Origin of the sequence: Photobacterium kishitanii (assembly GCF_000613045.3) — a bacterium.
Classification (GTDB): domain Bacteria; phylum Pseudomonadota; class Gammaproteobacteria; order Enterobacterales; family Vibrionaceae; genus Photobacterium; species Photobacterium kishitanii.
The window spans coordinates 240,575-258,162 of record NZ_LN794353.1 but is presented as its reverse complement, the minus strand read 5'-3'; the positions used below and the strand labels follow the sequence as shown (position 1 = coordinate 258,162).

At 36.9% G+C, this 17,588-nt stretch carries 18 protein-coding genes; 5 read left to right on the top strand and 13 right to left on the bottom strand.

Annotation, left to right across the window (positions count from 1 at the left end; genetic code table 11):
* Window positions 1–3: 3 nt before the first annotated feature.
* The 3 genes from PPBDW_RS16460 to PPBDW_RS16450 all read right to left on the bottom strand — a co-directional run bounded on the left by PPBDW_RS16460 (window position 4) and on the right by PPBDW_RS16450 (window position 2,973).
* On the bottom strand, window positions 4–1,728 hold the full coding sequence (locus PPBDW_RS16460; RefSeq protein ID WP_036790460.1) for an ATP-binding protein: 1,725 nt from the start codon (window positions 1,726–1,728) through the stop codon (window positions 4–6).
* A 1-nt stretch (window position 1,729) separates the two neighbouring features.
* Window positions 1,730–2,269, bottom strand: coding sequence for a heme NO-binding domain-containing protein (locus PPBDW_RS16455; protein ID WP_036790457.1), 540 nt, complete (start codon window positions 2,267–2,269; stop codon window positions 1,730–1,732).
* A gap of 182 nt (window positions 2,270–2,451) precedes the next feature.
* Complete coding sequence (locus PPBDW_RS16450) at window positions 2,452–2,973, bottom strand: hypothetical protein (RefSeq protein ID WP_036790453.1); 522 nt, start codon at window positions 2,971–2,973, stop codon at window positions 2,452–2,454.
* Window positions 2,974–3,216: 243 nt separating this feature from the next.
* On the opposite strand from PPBDW_RS16450, the gene PPBDW_RS16445 reads away from it, so the two are divergent.
* From PPBDW_RS16445 to PPBDW_RS16435, 3 genes are all read left to right on the top strand, one after another.
* Complete coding sequence (locus tag PPBDW_RS16445; RefSeq protein ID WP_036790451.1) at window positions 3,217–3,657, top strand: Ivy family c-type lysozyme inhibitor; 441 nt, start codon at window positions 3,217–3,219, stop codon at window positions 3,655–3,657.
* Between the two features lie 230 nt (window positions 3,658–3,887).
* The gene (locus PPBDW_RS16440; RefSeq protein ID WP_036790448.1) at window positions 3,888–4,655 is read left to right on the top strand and encodes an alpha/beta fold hydrolase; all 768 of its coding nucleotides are present in this window, start codon (window positions 3,888–3,890) and stop codon (window positions 4,653–4,655) included.
* 226 nt (window positions 4,656–4,881) lie between these two features.
* Complete coding sequence (locus PPBDW_RS16435; RefSeq protein ID WP_036790445.1) at window positions 4,882–5,304, top strand: GNAT family N-acetyltransferase; 423 nt, start codon at window positions 4,882–4,884, stop codon at window positions 5,302–5,304.
* Window positions 5,305–5,415: 111 nt separating this feature from the next.
* Here PPBDW_RS16435 and PPBDW_RS16430 read toward each other — a convergent pair whose 3' ends face one another.
* From PPBDW_RS16430 to PPBDW_RS16410, 5 genes are all read right to left on the bottom strand, one after another.
* Window positions 5,416–6,204 carry a phytanoyl-CoA dioxygenase family protein gene (locus PPBDW_RS16430; protein WP_036790443.1) on the bottom strand — a complete coding sequence of 263 codons (789 nt, stop codon included), beginning with the start codon at window positions 6,202–6,204 and terminating at the stop codon, window positions 5,416–5,418.
* Window positions 6,205–6,538: 334 nt separating this feature from the next.
* Window positions 6,539–7,366 (bottom strand): hypothetical protein, encoded by an 828-nt coding sequence (locus tag PPBDW_RS16425; protein WP_036790440.1) that lies wholly within the window; start codon window positions 7,364–7,366, stop codon window positions 6,539–6,541.
* Window positions 7,367–7,438: 72 nt separating this feature from the next.
* Window positions 7,439–7,840 carry a hypothetical protein gene (locus PPBDW_RS16420; RefSeq protein ID WP_036790437.1) on the bottom strand — a complete coding sequence of 134 codons (402 nt, stop codon included), beginning with the start codon at window positions 7,838–7,840 and terminating at the stop codon, window positions 7,439–7,441.
* Window positions 7,841–8,226: 386 nt separating this feature from the next.
* Window positions 8,227–9,738 (bottom strand): Na+/H+ antiporter NhaC family protein, encoded by a 1,512-nt coding sequence (locus PPBDW_RS16415; protein WP_036790434.1) that lies wholly within the window; start codon window positions 9,736–9,738, stop codon window positions 8,227–8,229.
* A 279-nt stretch (window positions 9,739–10,017) separates the two neighbouring features.
* The gene (locus PPBDW_RS16410) at window positions 10,018–10,755 is read right to left on the bottom strand and encodes a nitroreductase family protein (RefSeq protein WP_036790431.1); all 738 of its coding nucleotides are present in this window, start codon (window positions 10,753–10,755) and stop codon (window positions 10,018–10,020) included.
* A 358-nt stretch (window positions 10,756–11,113) separates the two neighbouring features.
* On the opposite strand from PPBDW_RS16410, the gene PPBDW_RS16405 reads away from it, so the two are divergent.
* Window positions 11,114–12,820, top strand: a complete 1,707-nt coding sequence (locus PPBDW_RS16405; protein WP_036790429.1) for an SgrR family transcriptional regulator — start codon at window positions 11,114–11,116, stop codon at window positions 12,818–12,820.
* Between the two features lie 11 nt (window positions 12,821–12,831).
* Here PPBDW_RS16405 and PPBDW_RS16400 read toward each other — a convergent pair whose 3' ends face one another.
* Window positions 12,832–13,314 carry a hypothetical protein gene (locus tag PPBDW_RS16400; RefSeq protein WP_036790426.1) on the bottom strand — a complete coding sequence of 161 codons (483 nt, stop codon included), beginning with the start codon at window positions 13,312–13,314 and terminating at the stop codon, window positions 12,832–12,834.
* Between the two features lie 214 nt (window positions 13,315–13,528).
* Entirely contained in the window at window positions 13,529–14,536 is a 1,008-nt protein-coding gene (ltaE, locus tag PPBDW_RS16395) for a low-specificity L-threonine aldolase (RefSeq protein WP_036790424.1), read from the bottom strand.
* A 237-nt stretch (window positions 14,537–14,773) separates the two neighbouring features.
* Between ltaE and PPBDW_RS16390 the strand changes: the two genes are divergently transcribed.
* Window positions 14,774–15,067, top strand: coding sequence for a hypothetical protein (locus tag PPBDW_RS16390; RefSeq protein WP_036790421.1), 294 nt, complete (start codon window positions 14,774–14,776; stop codon window positions 15,065–15,067).
* Window positions 15,068–15,160: 93 nt separating this feature from the next.
* Here the strand turns inward: PPBDW_RS16390 and PPBDW_RS16385 are convergent, their stop codons facing one another.
* The 3 genes from PPBDW_RS16385 to PPBDW_RS16375 are packed head-to-tail and all read right to left on the bottom strand — an operon-like array spanning window position 15,161 to window position 17,494.
* Window positions 15,161–16,498, bottom strand: a complete 1,338-nt coding sequence (locus PPBDW_RS16385) for an ATP-binding protein (RefSeq protein ID WP_036790418.1) — start codon at window positions 16,496–16,498, stop codon at window positions 15,161–15,163.
* Window positions 16,488–17,147, bottom strand: coding sequence for a response regulator transcription factor (locus PPBDW_RS16380; RefSeq protein WP_036790415.1), 660 nt, complete (start codon window positions 17,145–17,147; stop codon window positions 16,488–16,490). The genes PPBDW_RS16385 and PPBDW_RS16380 overlap by 11 nt, the downstream gene beginning before the upstream one ends.
* On the bottom strand, window positions 17,144–17,494 hold the full coding sequence (locus PPBDW_RS16375) for a PepSY domain-containing protein (protein ID WP_036790412.1): 351 nt from the start codon (window positions 17,492–17,494) through the stop codon (window positions 17,144–17,146). Before PPBDW_RS16375 ends, PPBDW_RS16380 begins: the two co-directional genes overlap by 4 nt.
* Window positions 17,495–17,588: the final 94 nt, after the last annotated feature.

The following is a 17,588-nucleotide window of genomic DNA, read 5'->3' as shown; positions in this document are numbered from 1 at the left end:
TGTTTATGATGCATTACACCATGAATTGAGCATCGCAAGTAATTCGGATGCCATGTAGGGCTTACATAAAATATCGTCCATACCAGCATTGATACAAGCTTCACGTTCGGCGCTAGTGGTACCTGCGGTTAAGGCAATAATGGGCTTAGTGAATTTTTGTTTACGTAACGTTTTGGTAGCACAATAGCCATCCATGATTGGCATACGACAATCCATAAATACAATATCAAATGGCTGCTCGGCGATGATATCTAAAGCGGCTTGGCCATTATCAACGATAGTGATATCGATTTTATGTTTTTGAAGCATTAATTGAATGATCATTTGATTGGTTTTTAAATCTTCAACAACCAAAATCTTTAACTTTTGTAATGCTTCATGACTAGCAGGAGAATGGGTTGAAAGTGTTTCATCAATCGTACTAATCGTTAATGGGAGTGATACTGAAAAAGTAGTGCCAATATTTTGTTCACTCACTAAGGTAATCTTACCGTTCATTTGCTCGCAGAGCTGTTTACAAATTGCAAGACCTAATCCCGTTCCTTCATGGCTGCGTTTACTGGATATATCGATCTGACTAAATGGTTTAAATAATTTATGTTGTTGCTGTTGTTCTATACCGCAACCACTGTCTTTTATAGTAAAAAGAAGGCAATTATTTTCCCAACTGAACTTAGCATGTACAAACCCTTGTTGAGTGAATTTTATCGCATTAGCGATGAGATTGACGTAAATTTGTTTGAGGCGATCTTCATCAGCGCGAATTGAACGCGGAATATCAGCACTATATTCAATATTAAAATCCAATCGCTTTTCTAGCGCACAGTGAGAAAATATATCTCTTAGTTTTATCACTAATAAATGGCTATCAAATGGTTTTTCTATTAACTCTAACATTCCAGCATTTATTTTACTGTAATCCAGTAAGTCATTTATTATCGCTCGAAGTAGTTCGCCTGAATGATTTAAGGTCGTGAGTAATTTAGTTTGATTAGGATTTAATGGCGTATCTTGTAACAGCTCTGCGGAGCCTAACAACCCGTTGAGAGGTGTACGTAATTCATGGTTAATCATGGCTAAAAAATCGCGGGTTGATTGTTCTGAATCTTCTGCGCGTTGGCGAGCGTGAATTGCTTGGCTGAGTGTAATTTGACGTCCAATTGCCGATCTAAATAACTCACAAAATAAAGCTAAACGCTGCTGAATAACATTAATACTTTTTGTAGGACTTGATATTTTTGCCGCAAAATAGCCAACAATACCACGACTATTGATGAGTGCTATCCAATAAAGGTTAGTGCTGGAATCCCATAATGATAGTTTATTTGGCAGATCTGCTGGTGGTTGCCATGTTTGTTGTCTTCCGCTGCAATACTCACCACTAATAGCAATATTTTCAATTGGCATGATGGAGATATAGCATGCGCTAATATAGACACCATCAACTAAACTATCGATTAACTGTTGAATATTACTGCGAGAAGGGGGTTGTTTTAAAAATAGCCGCGCATATGTTAAGAGTAAATTTTCAATTTTGGTTTGGTACGTGAGCTGTTCTGAATTTAATTCTGCCTGTAATTGTAGTTTTTTTAATGATGTTTCTAATATGCTATTAGTGGTAAAAAGTTCACGACTTTTAATTTCTAATAATTTCTCAGCCATAATACGAGAAGCATGTTCTCGCTCTAATTTATGTTCTAATAACATAATATGGCGCTTAGCATCCATGTTAGTCACCAGTAAGTGTTAATGAAAATCTGACATGGCTTTGGGCTGTATTCATTGGCTGCATTGTGATTGTTAGTGATTGATTAAAATAATCAGCACAGCCCTCCAATAGCCCCATACACACATAGCCCATACAGCGAGCCGAATGATAATCCATCGTCATTGTTGATTGTGTTTTATTACTAAATATAAATTTAGGAGGCGTTGCATCAGGGTAGAGCTTTTTAACTTCAAGATGAATGTGTCGTTCAACTTTCTCTATAAAACTAAAAGTATTATCAGTCTTAATGTCTAAAATTGGCAGTGATTGTAATAATGCAGGAAAAGCTAAACGTCCGTAGGTTTGTTGAAGCTGTGATGGAGGAACATTGGTGATATGACTTAAGCTCATAATCAGTTTAATAAGCTGTCGGTGATCATAGCTGCCAACCGCAGTGTAAACACCACTATCGTTAGCATCATCGAGCATTTGCTGACTAACGTCTAAACCGAACTTCGATTCTACAATTGTAATAAACTCGGTAAAAATGATTCCTTTCATATCAACCCTTATCCTATTAATTTATTTATACTGCAATTGAGTGCCGCTATAAATGAAATTGTATTAGTAATTATGGCAGAGTTTATTAAGGCGTCAAAAAGGAGCAGCAGTGAGGTGGTGTTTTTGAAATATAGGGATTGAAAGTGTCGAGATGCAATAGTATTGCATCTCGATAATCAATCTTATTTTTGCAGTATTACTGTTGTGGATATTTGTTGAGCAACATTTAATAAATATTGTTCCATATCCTGCATTAGTTGAGTTTGATTTGGCAGAGGGAGTGCATGTATATCACTAACTAAAGACACTTTTTCGTCATCATTTATATCAGTATAAATCATTCCCGTTGCCGCAGGTTTACTGTTGTAAAAACCCACATAGAGTTGTGCATTTGCATCCGCTTCAAACATAATTTGAGTTAGGTATTCCACAATAGCCTGTTGTTGTTTTTCTTGTTGCCAATAGCTTGAATACACTAACGCATAGCGAATAGTAAGAGGGTGGCAATCTACAGGGTAAAACGTTAGCGATGATTCATTCGGGGAGGTAATGGAGTCAATAATTTCTGCAGATAGTTCTGAATGTGCAAGTTGATACAGATGTAAACCTTTTTCACTTAATGGGGTTGGAAATTCAGCATCAGTAACATGGCTAGCCATCCACGCGTTTTTTAAAGTAATCAGTTTTTCTGTAATTGGTTGCATATCATCACTTCTTTTATTGAATTATCAACACCATAACCTAAATTACCTTAATAAGGTATGCTATTTGATTATTTTCGATGAAAACATTCGCTATTTGGTGTTGTAGCTGAATGGAACATGTACCAATAGCATCTTGCTTGTGTTCTAAGGTATAAAGTAATAGTTGTTATATGTTGTTTGGTTATATGATGTTGATTACTTATATTTTAATTATAAACCTAACTTTTGGGTATAAGAATCAGAATGAAAAAATTGTTGTTAGTGGCTGCGATCAGCGTCATGTTGGTTGGATGTAATAGTTCCCATACAGCGTTATCTCAGACGAGTAGCAATGCCAATGCTGCCGCTTCGAATGCGGTTCAATCGATAGCTAGTGTTGAAAAGCAACTACCAGATTGGATAAAAGACGATACAGTAACGTCACCATTAGAAGCGATTGTTATGGGGGGGCATACTTACGATGCAGTTTCTTTTTGTAAGCCACATGATTGTGCCAGCGATTTTATGATTACATTAACATCAGATGATAATCACAAATATTCCATGATTGTGCATGTTAAAGATGTACCAGATGCTCTTAATACACCGAGTATTTATGCCACTTATCAATATATAGGTCAGCCTGATCAGCAGGTGAAAAGTGTATTTACACAAGCATTAAGCCAAAACCCAAACTGGCAATAAAATATTAATTGATTTTCAATAATTGAGTGTTCAACGTCAATGATATGAACACTCTTATTTTTGATTCTAACCTCGCTCTATGAGTTCTCAGTGACTCTCATCGATATCCAAGCAGCATGGACTTGTTAGTGCTTATCGTTATATTCATTATTTAACTACTTGTTAAGTTAATATATTTTATGTATAAAAATGCGTACATGGAATTAAATGAAGTTAAATAGGAATGATGTATGTATAACTTTAATGATATCTATCATACTGATAGCTCACCTGGTAATAACGACAAAAAGACGATTGTTTTTTTACATGGTTTCTTTATGGACTCCCGAATGTTTAAACATCAAGTTGAACATTTCAAATCTCAATATAGAGTGGTTTGCTTTGATTTTAGAGGGTTTGGACAAACTGAGTGGGATAATAAAGCATTTACGTTAGACGATTTAGTCTGTGATGTCATCAATACATTAGAACATCTAGGTATTACTAAAATCATATTGGCAGGGATGTCAATGGGTGGATATGTTGCACAACGAATTGCACTAATAAAGCCCAATTTAGTCGATGCTTTAATTTTAATTGCGACTCAAGCTGAAAGTGATAATCCTGAAACAATATCGTCGTACCATCAACTTCGAGATAATTGGAATAATGTCATTGTTCGAGAGCAAATCGTTAATACATTATTACCGGTGATTATTGGTGATGATGAATATGAGCAAAGTAACTGGAAAAAAGTTTGGCTTTCTTATCAGCAAGAAAACATTTATCACCCAATGACTGCGATGACGACAAGAAATGCGATTGATGTGAGTAAAATAGAACTGCCTTGCTTAGTTCTTCATGGTAAAGATGATGTTGGTATTCCTTTGCAAGCGGCTCAAATGCTTCATGATGCTTTACCTAATTCAACAATGGTCATTGTTGAAGGTGCATGTCATGCGGTTAACTTAACTCATCCAGTAGAAGTCAACGCAGCAATTAATCAATTTTTAAAATAACGTTGTTTAATATTTGGCGGAGAATTCTAGTTTTCGCCATTCATTATAATGAGAGCAGGTGATAGCGAATCTATACATTGTTATCTAAGTTTCAACTATTCTACGAATATCTTTTAGAGACTGAAAGGGCTCTAAAAAGATATCGCTTAGTCCTAGGTAATTTGGTTAATATAAATGTTTTAAATTGATATAGCCTTCATAGCATCAATAAATTAAAGGATTAATGATGATTTCATACCAGCCAACAGCTGATCTTTCTGCATCGGCTAATATTACTTATAAAAATATGTGTTCATATTATGATCATTATGCTGTTGATTGGGAGCGCTCTAAAATCGAAGAGCAAATTCATAATCTAGTTAATTTCGATATATTGTTTAATGGCGAGGTTGTTGGAGCGATCCGTTTAGCCTTTGATAACGATGGTTGTTATGTTCGTGATTTACAAGTTAGCCATAACTATCAGAACAAAGGTATTGGAGCTGAGGCGCTTAATGAATGTGAGCGGTTAGCACTTGAATTTGGCGTAAACCGTCTGAGGTTACGCGTATTTAAAATCAGTCCGGCTTACCACCTTTATAAAAGAGTTGGTTTTGCGGTTGATAGTGATGATGATAGGTTTTACTGCATGTCTCGAAAAATCGGCTAAGGTGCTTCCTTGCTACGAATGAGTTAGCTATTCTGCTAACTCATATTTATCCTACTTCAACGTACTGTTCTATGAATATCGCATCTGTATGCTAGTGCATTCAATCAACTATTAAGAACAGACCATCGACTTTAGGTGTAGTGTGTTCATGAATAACCTTGGGTCGGCAATATTATTCAGTATTGATTGAGTGGGTAAACAATCGTCATCGACGTAGTCGACATAATCAGCCGCTGAATCAAAAATTAAAATATCCAGTGCTAAACGATCTAATCCGTATAGACCTCGGTGAATCATATCGGCTGAAAAAACCAACAAGTCGCCTGCCGCTAACGCAATCTGTTTGCCGCCGGAGATGCTATCGTTGCTTACTTTACCATTCACTTCTTGGCGAACATTGTATTCTTCTTCATTGTCCCATCGCTTGTGCGTCCCAGGTATGATCTCCATGCCGGGCTCATCAAATAAGGGCACGCGAAGGTGTAATACTTGCGTTTCTAGTATGACTTTCATTTGGTCTTCAATGTCGTAGTCATATTGACAGTCACGATGCCAGAAGTCTTTTTGTTGTGGGTTCACAGGGTTGAAGAACAGTTGCGTATTCATAAATGCAGAATTGTTTGGTATCACTGCATCGACCACTTCCATGATTTTTTTTGAGCTAATGAAGTTAAACAGGATTGTTCTATCGGTGATAGGTAAATATTCGCTTCCTGTAATTAAAGACGAGTTAAATGCTTCTTCTTGATAGAATTCTTCATTGTCTGCTTTCCACAATTCATGGAATTTTAATACCACTTTTCTAAGTAAGGAAATTTGAGCTTCATCGAAATAATTTCTGATAACAAAGTAACCATGCTCGTTATAACTGTTACTTAATTGCTGGCTGTTTTCTACCACTGGCGACCTTCACTCTTTTTGTACCGTTTACTGACTACGGCGTTCTTTGGCGCATAATGCCAGACAGACGTCATTCGACCAAGTAATTAATGAGGGAATAGCTAGAGATAAATGCACTAAGAAAGATATTGAGTTTATAGGTAAAGCCATACTTAATTATTCAATAGATAAATTATAGACTTAGCATTGTATTAGTATGAAATACAATGCGTATTATAATCGGAAACGATAATCATCTGTAATTATTTATATATGAATGATGAAATGAATAAAGGCTGAAAATGACCAACTCAGCCTTTATATTAGATATGATTAACTCATGATGAATAATGTTCTAATATTGGCAGACAGAAAATTGTTTTTTAAATTCAAAGTGTTCAATATCCTGATTTATTGCACCATGTACTACAGCGGGCTGGTTATCAAGAATAACATTATCAGTTAGGCAGACGCCATATGCATCATAAGTTGCAAGTAATAAACGAGCAAAAGCACCTTTCGATGTAACGTGATCTAATTTAAAGCTGCTTCCCTGTGATGCATGTTGAGCTGAAAAATTATCATCGCCAGTATATTCAAGCCAAACATAATCAAGCAGAATATTAGTATATGGGCTGCTATCAGTGTAACCCATAAACTGTGGCCCTCCAGCACTTGATGCAAAAGCAGGAACAACACCGTTTACTCGATCGCCACGACCAAATTTAACGTGATTTAATGTTATATTTTTTGCGCCACCATGCATTTGGCCCATAGTGCTATCAAAAAAGCCAATATTGTTGAAGGTTATATTTGATGAAAAACCTTGGAAATTATAAGCATAATTATAAGATTTTGATTTGACAGCTACCCATAGTCCTATTTTATAACCGACTCTGCTTAAATCTGCTTGAGTATTCTTTGTGTATATACGCCAGTTTCTATTCTGCGGTGCATCCAAAGCTTCTGGTGGAAGAGGGTTATCTTGTTTATCCATTCCCCAAGGCTCTTGCCCCTTATCAACGCTTAAAATAGTCGGATTATTTATATCGTTTGAAATTAACCGTAGATAACGTCCACTTGTCATCCCTTGATTGTATATTCGACCAATCTCAGGGAAACCATCTAATAATTTGATATCAATATAACCTTTGGCAACATTAGTAATTATGCCTTCTGACATGGTTTTTTCGGTTCTATAAAATGAAAGGTAACTAAATGTAATGTTTTTTGGGTAACTGCCAAATATAAATGATTACCAATAAGCACTCTCATTTGCGTATAATTTAGTTGGGTTACGTTTATTGGTACTTCCTTGTATTTTTAAAATACGTGTACCATTAATAGCGCTACCTATCTGTATAATCCCCAGTGCACGTCCATGAGAATTCTTATCTAGGTAATAAGTGCCACCAGGTAAATGAAGAATAAGTTTCGTATTATCACTTTCTTTATTTAATGTTGTTATTGCATTATTAATCTGGTCGTATAAATTATTGGTAGTTATACTGTCTTTTAAATACATATTAATAATATTTGACTGCACATTATTAAGAGTGTTTTCGTTATTTTTTAATGGTGTCGCTTGAACCAAAGTGGGTAAAGGTAATAGCGATAAAACAACAGCCATAGGTACAAACTTGATTTTCTTAAACATAAATAACCTGATTATAATAAATTATTACAGGAGTTATGATATATCTGGATTTTTATTTTGTAATACAATTTCATTAATAATGGAAAGAGTATCTTATATTTACTTATTTCATTACTCTGATTCTGAATATCACATTTCAATTTTATAAATTAAATGCAATAGTTATATTTTATAGCTCATTTAATTTACAAATATTCATCTAGGTTAGAACAAATAATTAATATTATATATATTGGTGGTAATGAGATGCATCCTAAAACGTAGAAATATTTATATCAAAATATGACAAAAGAGATCATAAATATGGAAAGTAGCTATGTGATGAGTAATATAAGCCTGTTGTTATACAGGCTTATATTATTATGGTTGTCAGCTTTTAACCGCTGTCATTCAGTTTGAGTTGTTATGCTTAGTGTGCGTCCTTTTTGGTTTTGTGACAGCAGTATTAACACTATAACTTGAAGCAGTAGCGCAAAAAGAAAGATAATATTATGTTGATATAATCCAGCAATAACAAAACTAATGAATGCAATAGCACCATTTAAAACAGCATAAGGCAACTGAGTGCGAAAATGTTCAAATTGATCGCATCCTGCTCCTGTAGATGAAAGGATGGTTGTTTCAGATATTGGTGAACAATGATCGCCAAATAAACCGCCCGATAATACAGCACCAATACAGACATATAATGGGGCATCAATCGCAAAAGCTGTTGGTATGACTAATGGCATCATAATCGCAAATGTTCCCCATGATGATCCCGTGGCGAAAGAGATAATGGCTGATAATAAAAAAGCCACGGCAGGCACTAACCAATAGGGGAATCCAGCTTGCGCTTGCTGGGCAATATAATCAGCAGCACCTAATTGTTTTCCTACTGTACTTAATGTCCATGCAAGAATAAGAATGATAGCAACTTGCACCATATTTCCCATCCCTTTTAAATATACATTAATTCCATCGTTTAACTTCCGTACCTTATATCTAGCCATTAATAAAATGAGAGTAATAGCAGCAAAAAAATAAGCACTTGATAAAGCCGCTCTAAAAATAGATCCTGATACTTTTTCAAAAGGAAAACCCAGCGGTGCTAACATTAATATTAAAATAAAGGCCATCACTAATAGTGGCATCCAAACAAACGACGCTTGGGCGTTTTGATGAGTAAACGAGATTAACTCTGCGTTACTGTGGCCGTGACTTTTTCCTTGTTGAGCATCAATCTCCGCTTGAGCCATTGGGCCAAAATCTAATTTTTTTAGCGCGACGAACGGGACAATAGCAATGGCAAGAATGGCATAAAATTGATAGGGAATAGCACGAATAAAAGCATCCCAATCCGAAATATCACTGCCTAATGCACTAAACTCTTTTTGCATTAGACTCATGATATAAACACCCCAGCCAATAAACGGAATCAAAATAGCGACCGGTGAAGAGGTTGAGTCAATAATAAAAGCCAATTTTTGTCGAGATAGTTTTAATTTATCAAAAAGAGGGCGAAAAATAGGGCCAACAATAAGAGGCGTTCCAAGATCTGAAAAGAAAATACCAATGCCGCCTAACCATGCTGATATTTGCCCTCGGCTTGAGGTCTTAATTTTGTGAGTGACTTTACTAGCAAAAGCGTGTCCACCCCCTGATTTTTCCATTAGAGCAACAAAACCACCAATAAATATCAGTAGCACAATTACGCCAGCATTATAGCTATTAGTGAGTTGAGGGACTAAGTAGTCACTGACCATGATTCCAAATGCAGCTATCGGATTGATGGTTGTTAACATGAAGACACCACTCAACACCCCCATAAACAAACCAATAACCACATTTCGTGTAATTAGAGATAAAGTGAGTGTAACAAGAATGGGAATAAGCGAGCTTGCATCAGTCTGTACCATATTGATATCCTTTCAATAGATTCATTTCCATATGAAAAATGTATTTTTATATGTAATGAATATATATGTAAATATCATGAATACCTAGTCTTTTGTGGTGTTTTTGTTGCTGTTTTGTTGTTAATCTAATGCCATTAATTAACGGGTGACCTTTGTCTGATGTTCAGTAAGGCTAGGGGAGTGAGAGAAGAAGTGCTGGCAGTGTTAAATGGCTAAATGCCACTCGTAATGTTTGGCGGATAAATAACAAGTTTCCGCCATCTATTGTAAGAGGATCTGTTAGTGAGTGACTATTACTTCATTGTTATCAACTCGATGACGTTTACCATAAATGCCATCTTCAGCGCGTGGACCGCAACCAATGATCATCGTGATTTCATCTTTAGGGTTTAAGTTGAGAAGTTGTTTTACACGTTTGGAGTCAAAACCTTCCATTGGGCAGGTATCGTAACCTTCGGCACGCATGGCTGTCATAAAGGTCATTGCAGCAAGTGATGTGCTTTTATGTAAACACACCCGCAAATCTGCTTTACTGACTTCACGAACCATCGGCTTGTTACGGCCTAAGTACGCCACAATCACTTTACGAATAGAGCCTAATAAGCCAAAGCGATCATTGCGGTATAAAAATGGGATCAGCTTTTCGTAATATTTTAGCGCGCGTTTTGAGGTTGCATCTTCACGACCTTTAAATGCCTGTCGAATTTGCGCGGCATTCATTTTCGTACGTTGTTTCCACTTATAAGGCGTGGTAGTGATAACAATCAATTCGCGTGCTGTTTTGGCTGCATTTTGCCCCATACATAACTTAGCCAGTTGCTGGTGTTTTTCAGCCGTAATTATGCGATGAAATTGCCACAACTGCATGTTGGAACTGTTCGGTGAAAGGATGGCTAATTCAAGAGCGCGTGTTACAGCATCATGATCAAAAGAACCTTCGGCATCATATTTACGTACCGAACGGCGACTGTGAATTAAAGAGGAAAAATCGTGAGGTTGATAAACAGATTCAGGCATGATGGTTGTAATTCTCGTTAGTAGATAATTATATTTCTACCTGTATTTAGCTCATTAAGCAAATTGAGTGGTAATGTTTGCGTTATCTCGCATTGTTTAGAATCAAACAAAGAGGAAAACTGGCTGATGTAATTGAGTATTACATCAGCCAGTGTTATTAATGATCACTCAGGAGTCGCAATAAGTTGGGGGGACCTATTGCAGACAATGTTCATTAACCTTGTCAATACATTAACGGGATAGAGTAAACATGCATTTTTCTACTCTATAAATATACGTTTTTGTTTTGACAGGTTCTATTCTAGGTTAAAGTAGAAAAGTTAAAAGAGCATAAATAAATAAATAAGGTTCCCCTTTTATGAGTGGTCAACGTCTAAAACTTCAATTTCAGCGTCTTTACAATCATTTTGGTGGTGATAGTACTGAGACCAACTTGCAAGATATTGCTGAAGTCCTATTTTGTACTCGCCGTAACGTACGGATGGTGATCAATAAAATGGTGACTAAAGGTTGGATTGATTGGCAACCTGCAGTTGGTCGAGGTAAACAATCTCGACTTATTTTTAATAACACTGACAGTGAGTTACAGCTTCAGCATGCTCGAAAGTTAGTGGCAGAAGGTAAGTTAGAACCCGCCTTAGCCACCTTAGATCATAATGCCGAAAAACTGGTGCAATTAATTCAAGAACAGCTAGGTATTTCTCACCATCAAGGCCGGCAAATTGTTCGTTTACCTTATTATCGTAGCTTTGAAAATATCACACCATTGAAGCCTCTTCGTCGTTCAGAGCAACATTTAGTGCGACAAATTTTCAGTGGATTAACTCAGCTAAATGAGGAAAAAGGGGAAGAAGAAACCGTTATTGGTGATATCGCCCATTCGTGGGAGGCGATAACACCCCGTCATTGGCGATTTTATCTACGGCCAGCTATTCGTTTTCACGATGGTAGATTGTTAGATAGTCATGATATTTTTGAAACTTTTAAGCAAGTTAAGCAACTGTCTTTATTTGCCCATATTGATGATGTTAGCTCTCCACATACCAATATTATTGATTTTTATTTAACGCAAGATGATTATCGCTTTCCTGATTTATTAGCCAATACGAGTGCTATGATTCAACCTGCTAATCACGCAGTATTACCCGATTACGAAACGTTTCCTATTGGCACTGGGCCTTATAAAGTGGTTGCTAATGATAAGCAGCGGTTTAAATTAGAAGCATTTGAGCATTATTTTGGTTTTAGGGCGCTGAGTGATGTGGTCGAAGTGTGGATGTTAAATCACTTTGCTGCGTGTTATCTACAACCGACATTAGATGATAAATTAGAAAGCCATGCTCAGATATCATCTCGATTATCTATGGATCAAGGCTGTACTTTTTTATTGCTTAATCGTATTTCAGGGCTAGCTCAACATTCTGAGTGGTTAGCGTATTTTCAATCGCGATTGTACAGTTTAAATGTAATGCGCGAGATGGATTTGACTAAAACGGGTGATTTTAAGTTATTTAATGCTTACGGATTATTACCAGGTTGGATCCATATTCAGCAGTTAACAGAGACTGTTGCAATACCAAATAAAAGGGTTGTTACACTGGCTTATCAGCATGAACATCCTATTTATCCTTATATTGCCTCTTTGATTGAAAATATCTTAGCCAAGGATGGAATACGATTAAAAATTATAGAATTAAGCTATGAAGATATTATTCTCGGCAAGCAGGCTGAAAAAATTGATATTTGGCTAAATGGTATGAGTCTTGGCAGTAATCGTGATGATGCTATTCTTGCGTGGTTGCACAATTTTAATCATATTCAACGAGTTATGCCTACTGATGAATTTAAACAGTTACAACAAGTGATCAGTGAGTGGCGTTCAACACCTAATATGGCATTTCCTAGCGATATTATTGGACAAACTTTATCGCAAACAGGGCAAACCATTCCGTTATTTCATAATTGGTTAGGTGTAAATGATAATGTGCAACTTCAAGATATGGAATCAAACTTGTTAGGCTGGTTTGATTTCAAATCGGTCTGGAGCAAACCTCAAACATCATAGAGATTTGCCGATTAGTATTTAAGATTAAGATGTTGCTGAGCAGCCATAAAGATCACATGTAAATCAATTAAGTCATTACTTTGCTGTTGCCAGTGTTGCTGCTGCTGGCCTTGGCAAAACTCCAGTAAAGTAACAATGATACTATCAAGTTTTTTTAATCCCCAGCGTTTAATGGCTGCGCTTTGCTGCGGATCGCATACCAATGCTTGTAATTTAGCATAGGGGAGTTGGATATAAGTAAAAGCAAGTTGTGGTTGTTGTTGGCGGTGATACTGGCAGATTTTTTGACAGCCATCGAGCCAATATGCAAGCGCTTCTTCATGCTGATGATCATTACGTAGGTTGTTATTACTCACTACCTTATTAGGATCTGATGTAGTGAATAGATCCGTCGGAGTCGCTGTAATAATCGTGATGAGAGGGGCGATATTATTGGGGTTATCTTCAAGATACCATGCTTTAATTGAAGCTAACCATAATTGTAATTCGTCCATATAGTCATCCTTGTTGATTATGCGCACATCTATTTTATATGACGTTGTTATTTATAATGGTGCTGTTTTTAAGCGTAGTTGAATGTGGCTATAAGGATGGCGATTTCAGATTTTATTTGCTTGGTTGTGATGTGTATCAAATATTGTAATTAAAGCCCATATTCACAGGATAATGGTTATGGGCTAAGTGTCTGTTTAATGAAAAGATGAGCTGTTATAGCGCACTTTTTAGTGCTGTAATAAAAGTATCAATATCATCAGTTGTAATATCAAGATGCGTAACGAAACGCATTGGATTACCACCACTAATTAAGATACCTTGTTGCTTCAATGTTTCGATCAATTGTGTTTGATCGATATGTTGATCTACTTTAGCAAACGCCATATTGGTCTGAATATGATCAAGATTGACACTAAAGCCATTAACATTGTTCAACTGCTCAGCTAAATAACGGGCATTGTGATGATCGTCAGCAAGTCGGTCAATATTCTCAGTCAGAGCCAGTTTACCAGCTGCTGCGATGATGCCCGCTTGACGCATACCACCACCGAGCACTTTACGCCATCGACGTGCCTTTGCGATTAAGGTTTTATCCCCTAATAATAATGAGCCAACGGGTGCGCCCAATCCTTTTGATAAACAAATCGTAAATGAATCAAAATATTTTACGATTTCAGTAATATCAACGTTCATAGCGACGGCTGCATTATAAACACGAGCGCCATCGAGGTGCATTTGTAAGCCATGCTGATTAACAAATTCACGTGCTTGTTTGATATATGTTAGCGGCAGTACTTTACCGTTGATAGTATTTTCAAGGCTAAGTAATTTAGTGCGTGCAAAGTGAGGGTCTAGTGGCTTAATTGCCGCTGTTAACTTTGCAAATGGGATACTACCATCAGCATCATTTTCTAAGGGTTGAGGTTGAATTGAACCTAATACTGCAGCACCGCCGCCTTCGAATTTATAATTATGAGCTTGTTGGCCACAAAGGTACTCGTCACCACGCTCGCAATGTGCCATTAAAGCAAGTAAATTGGCTTGGGTACCGGAAGTACAATAAATCGCAGCTTCAAAACCATGGCGTTCAGCAGCCCATTGCTCAAGATCATTAACTGTTGTGTCATCACCATAAACATCATCACCAACAGCGGCTGTTGCCATTAATTGACGCATTTTTTCTGATGGGCGTGTTACCGTATCTGAGCGAAAATCTATCATTTATTTTTATCTTCCTATTGTGTTTTTTTAAATATATTACTGCAATAATTGAATAATCTATAGCAATTGTTACTTTTATATGATGATTGATAGCATAAATAGTCAACTATGCGAAATGATAAATTCATTAACAACCACAAAAAGTACTCTAACATGGATTTATGAATCTACACTTAGAAGTGTTATGTGGCAGGATGCACAACATTTGCATTAATAAGAGACAAGGAGAGGCCTGTGATGCTAGTGGAACAGCGAAACTTTACTTTATGTGGTAATCAGCAGGGTAATGCGTGTATACGAGTGATCCCTACAGGAAAGTTAGAAGTGACAATTATGGAAGATGATTCGTCATGTGAGGCAGAGTTTTCACAGTTATGGTTTAATAAAGCAGGGATGAAAACATTATTAGTTTGTCGTGAAGCAGAACAAGTATGTTGGCAATTAGATCTTACAAACAAAGATGCTAAGGAACTTGAGTGCTTAATTGAGTCTGCACAAGAAGATTTCGAAATTCTAATGCGAGCGTTGTAGATTCTAGGGAAATAATATGATGGCTAAACCGAACTAAGCCCTACAATAGTTGTATGTTGTAGGGCTTTTATTGACTATTTTATATATTAATACTCAATTTCGTGGGATGGGTAGATAAAGCATAGCTTTTAAACCGCCAAGGGAACTGTGAGTTAGTACTAAATCGCCACGGTAACTATGCGCTAGTTCGTTGACAATGTTGAGGCCTAGCCCTGTTCCTGGTGTGTTTTCATCCAACCGTACTCCTCGCTTTAGCACCTGTTTGCACTTTTCTCGTGCAATACCAGGTCCATCATCTTCAATCACTAATACAATATGGCCGTCGATAATCGGCTCTTGATAAACACGAATTAAGCTATTGGCCCACTTATAGCTGTTTTCGATTAAGTTACCTATCATTTCATCTAAATCGCTTTTTTCAACGGCAATTACGACATCGCTATCAAGCTCATTGACCAATACTACACCGCGATGTGCATAGACTTTATCCATGGCAAGAGAAATTGCATCAATACGGTATGATAGCGCTGTTTTAGCAGCAAGAATATTCATTGCTCCCGCCATGCGCGCACGGCCTAAGTGATAATCAATATGTTGCTGCAATTGTTGCAGTGCTGGCGCGAGTTTAGCTTGTGTGGCTGGGTCTAATAACGATACTTCATTATTCAGGATCGCAATCGGCGTTTTTAACGCATGTGATAAATTACCAGAGTGGTTTCTAGCGCGTAATAATAATTCTTGATAATGAAATAACAGAGCGTTGAGGTCATCAATTACCGGTTGAATTTCAACAGGGTAAAGACCTGTCAGCTCCGTTGAATGACCTTCACGCACTTCTATCAGGTTTTTCCGCAGTTTACGTAATGGCCATAATGACCAACTAACTTGCAATGTGGTAAGTACTAAAATACCAATCGCCATAATTGTAAGAATAACCCACAGTCCATGAGTTAATTCTTGTAGCGTTTTTAGAAGCTTATCCTGATTGACTGCAACCGATAGCTCGATAGGATAATCACTGTCAGGCAAGCTAAATTTACGTTTTACGACAATTAATGATTGGTTGTTAGGGCCTTCAAAGCCTTTCTGAGCATTACCTTTAATGGTCGTATCCCATAATGAACGTGACCTTAATATTTGTTTATTTAGCTTCAATGACCAATATAATCCACTGTATGGAAAATTAAAGCGAGGATTTGATAGGCGACCATCAACAAACAGTTGGCCGTGTTTATCAATATCTACTTGGGCAGTAATTTGATCCATGTAGAGGTATAGCTGTGACTTTTCTTGTTCAATTAGATAGGTTTTGATAAAAGTAGGGACAAGATAGCCGGCTGATAATGTAATCGCCAGTAACCAGACTGCTGCTGCAATGAGCAGTCGGTTACGGATACTTGGTTGGCGATTTTTCGATAGGTTAGTTAGCATTGATACGATATCCAAGACCACGAACAGTCTTGATTACGTCATTACCAATTTTTCGACGAATACGACCAATAAATACTTCGATAGTATTAGAGTCACGATCGAAATCTTGTTTGTAAATATGTTCAACTAATTCAGTACGAGAGATTACTTTGTCAGTATTGTGCATTAAATACGATAAGACTTTAAATTCAAGAGCTGTTAAATCAATCACTTGATTTTGCCATGTTACCTTTGAGGTGCGGGTATCTAAACTTAACTCGCCAGCTTGGATAACTGGTGAAACATTACCTGTAGCGCGGCGTAATTGAGCGCGAACACGAGCAATTAATTCCACCATTTGAAAAGGTTTGGTTAAGTAATCATCAGCACCGGCGTTTAAACCATCAACACGTTGAGTTAGCTCATTACGCGCGCTGAGGATAACAACAGGGCAGTTAACGTTTTCTTCACGGATACCTTTAAGGACAGTGATACCATCAAGTTTAGGTAAGCCTAAATCAAGCACAATCGCATCCCATGGTTCAGAGGTTGCACGATATAGTGCATCGATACCATCGGCAGAGTGCTCGGCAACCCACCCATTTTGTTCTAAACCGGTGACAATTTGTTCACCTAATGTAATATCATCTTCAACGACTAAAATTTTCATTCTGGAACCTTAAGGACACTTTCAAGATGGCGTCCTTTTATTTCTATCATTTTAAGAGTACGGGCTTCATACTCGACTTTTATTATATTATTGTTAGCATCAATAAGCTTTAATTCGTAGATCCATTCATCATCATCTTTGTCTAATTCAACGCGAATAATACGAGCTAATAACTGCTGGTGGACTTTATGTTGGAGCGCAGAAAAAGGTTGTATAAGTCCTTGGGCTACCGCATCCATGACATTATCGTGATGTTCATCGATATCAGCACTAGGTGTAGCAAACACCTGACAACTAAAGATGCTGATAAATCCAATAAGATATAAATATTTGCAATGTTTTTTCATATTTATAACTGTAACCAAGTAGCCATGAATGGAAAGTGAATAGAGCTATTATAGATAGATTATTTGATTTGTAAGCCTTTAAATTTTTTCATTT